Raw genomic sequence first — 2,777 nt, 5'->3', positions numbered from 1 at the left:
CAACCTCGCCAAGCGCATAACGGACGAGACCACACCAACCTGGCGAGGGACTTACTAGGGTATAAAGGGCAATCCGTTCACATCAAACGCCCTCTAAGATGCTCAAGCGCCAGATGTTCGGCCGCGCAGGCTTCGAACTACTCCGCAAGCGCGTCCTGCTCTCCACGTGACACCCGGGCACAACTCTGGCTCGTCAACGCAATAGCCTCAGCCTGTGACCCGCAGCCGCAGACAGACCGAGCAGCCTCACCCCGCCGAGCTCCCTCCTTTTCAGGCACTGCTGGACAGCACAAACTGGGCGTCGCTCGCCACAGCCTGCGGCACGGGTGAATCCCTGCCGGCGGCGCTGACACTCCTGACCAGCTCGGACCCGGTCATCAGGGAGTCCGCTCTCCAGGATGCGCTGGGACCCGTAACTCACCAGAACAGCATCTACGAGGCCACTGTGCCCGTGGCGCTCTTCGTCGCGGCGATCCTCAACCACCCGGCCATCACGGCAGGCGACTACAGTCACGACGCCACGACACCCCCGACCCGCCCGACCCTCGTGCAGTTCCTCGACTGGCTCGGCGACACCGCCTACGACGCCGACGACGAGTGCGTTGCCATTGACGAACGTCTCTACGGTGAGGGATGTCTCGATGAGTACGCGGAGATGCGTGCGTTTAGGGACGCACGGCCGGCGATCTTCTCCGCTGTTCAAGCCCTCCTCGGCCATGACAACGCCGAAGTGTGCCACGCCGCTCTGATCGCTGCCATTCCTCTCATAGAGCACCCCCTCCTCACCCAGCACCAGGCCGATCTGGCTGGCCACGCACGACGTCTACTGGCCACCAGTACTGACCGGCACCATCGCGACCGCGTCCTGGACGCGCTGAAGGCATGGGGTCATGACACCAGCGGGTTGGAGAACGCGTCCGATATCGCAGCCCGCGAGCACTATGCCCGCCTCAGAGCTGCACGCGGTTCTTGGGACGGCAACTGGATAGGCGGCGGCTACAGCGAAGACCCGCCGTTCTGACTCAAGGTCCAAAACGCTCCGAATCATCCACTGCTCACCCCGCGTGGCCGCACCACAAGAAGTGGACCAGAGCCTCATATGACCCGACAAAATCAGGCCTTGTGCCTTCGCCGGCCGCAGCGGCAGCACTCGGCCATGAACCAGCGTTCGTACTGCTCGTCGGTGGCGTATGGGCGGCTCATACGTCGGGCAGAATGCGGGCCGCGCGGGGCCGAAGCTTCGCGACATCCGCAGCCGGGGCGGGCAGGTCACCGGTGGCGGTCTTGCGGACGCCAGCGTTCTCGGCGGCGGTGGCCACCAGGTCGGCCGGGGTGCAGGAGAGGATGTCGCAGAGCGTGGACAGGACCTGCAGCGACAGCCGTTCGGGGGTGCCGGAGACCAGGCGGTGGACCTGGGAAGCGGACAGGTCGATGCCCCGCTCGCGCAGCAGCGGCACCAGTTCGGTGGCGGTGAAGACACGGTGCGAGGCCATCACCTCGCGCAGCCGCCAGGTGTAGCCGACCGTGCGCTTCATGCCTGCCTCCCGTTATGGGCCTGGAGGGCCACGGCGATGGTGGTGTCCAGGTGCCGGCGCAGGGTGCGAGTACGGAAGTCCGAGGAGACGCAGGTGTAGATGGAGGTGGTGCTGGCGTGCTCGTGGCCGACCTGTTCCTGGACGAAGCGGGGATCCCAGCCGTCCTCGATCAGGTGGGTGACGTAGGACGTTCGGAAGGAGTGGCAGTCCAGCCCGTCGTCCAGGCCCAGCGCCTTGCGGTAAGCGATGAAGCGGGAGTTGATGCGCTGGCAGCCGATCCGCAGTCCGCGCTCGGAGGGCCAGGCTGCCGGGTTGCCATCGGTGCCGAACAGCGGGCGGACCTCGGTGAACCACTCGTCCAGAACGTCGGGGCTCCAGTCGAACACGGTCAGCACGCCCCGGCGCTTGGGCGGTGAGCCCTTCTTGGCCTTGCCGAACCGGACCTGGCACCGGCCGAACTCGCCGTACTCGGCGCCGTGCGGGTTGCGCCCGAAGTCGGCCGCGTCCAGCATCCGTGTCTCGTTGCGCCGTAGCCCGTAGGCGTAGGCGGTCTTGAACGAGGTGGCGTCGCGGAACGCGGGCAGCCAGCCCTTGCGACCGAACGCCCGGATCCGGGCGACCTCGTCGTCGCAGTGCGCGAAGAAGGCGTGCAGCTCGGCCTTGGTGAACGCCCGCTTCTTCGGGTCCGACTCGTTCTCCTGGGTGTGAACCGCAGTGTTCCACTCGTGCACGACCTGCACCGGGTGGGCGCCGAACCGCTCCTCGCAGGTCGCCGCCCACTCGTAGAGGGGATCGGTCACGAAGTGGCAGAACGCCCGTACCGCCTCGGAGTAGGAGCGGACCGTGGAACGCTTCAGGTCGCGCAGCGAGCGCAGGTCGCCAAGCCACTCGTCGACCATCGCCGGCGTCCAGTGCCAGGGGAAGGTGTTCACGTAGGCAGCGAACGCCTTGATCGTGTTCTCCCTGCCCTCCACCGTCGTCCGGGCCAGGTTCCGCGCCAGTTGCTGGTCCGCGAAGCCGGTCAACATCGCCGTGAAGACCTGTTCCTCCGGCCGCAGCAGCGCGACCCCATCCACCAGGTGCAGCCTCGCCACCCCAGGAGTCAGCCCGTTGAACCCCACTGGTCCACCACCCTCCGCAACTCGCATTAGCCTCCGTGTTTCGGTTCGCGTCGGCTGATCTGGGGTGATCCCTGTGTCGAAGGTCGCGGGGCTGCCGTCGGATGTTGGGCATGCCGAGGGC

The 2,777-nt window shown here is 66.7% G+C and carries 3 protein-coding genes; 1 reads left to right on the top strand and 2 read right to left on the bottom strand.

The genetic code is table 11. The features are described 5' to 3' along the window. The first annotated feature begins 214 nt into the window (after positions 1–214). A complete protein-coding gene (locus AB0P06_RS36780; RefSeq protein WP_363615352.1) occupies positions 215–1,021 on the top strand; it encodes a hypothetical protein in 807 nt (268 codons plus the stop codon). A 178-nt stretch (positions 1,022–1,199) separates the two neighbouring features. Here AB0P06_RS36780 and AB0P06_RS36775 read toward each other — a convergent pair whose 3' ends face one another. Beyond that, on the bottom strand, positions 1,200–1,535 hold the full coding sequence (locus tag AB0P06_RS36775) for a helix-turn-helix transcriptional regulator (protein WP_363615350.1): 336 nt from the start codon (positions 1,533–1,535) through the stop codon (positions 1,200–1,202). After that, positions 1,532–2,629: a site-specific integrase gene (locus tag AB0P06_RS36770; RefSeq protein WP_363615348.1), complete on the bottom strand. Its 1,098-nt coding sequence runs from the start codon at positions 2,627–2,629 to the stop codon at positions 1,532–1,534. Before AB0P06_RS36770 ends, AB0P06_RS36775 begins: the two co-directional genes overlap by 4 nt. Positions 2,630–2,777: the final 148 nt, after the last annotated feature.

Source organism: Kitasatospora sp. NPDC088351 (assembly GCF_040685575.1).
Classification (GTDB): Bacteria; Actinomycetota; Actinomycetes; order Streptomycetales; family Streptomycetaceae; genus Kitasatospora.
This window is presented reverse-complemented; position numbering and strand designations above follow the sequence as displayed.

What these genes read in the sequence shown, in the direction of transcription:
- AB0P06_RS36775 (WP_363615350.1), bottom strand. Translation starts at nt 1,535, where the DNA reads ATGAAGCGCACGGTCGGCTACACCTGGCGGCTGCGCGAGGTGATGGCC.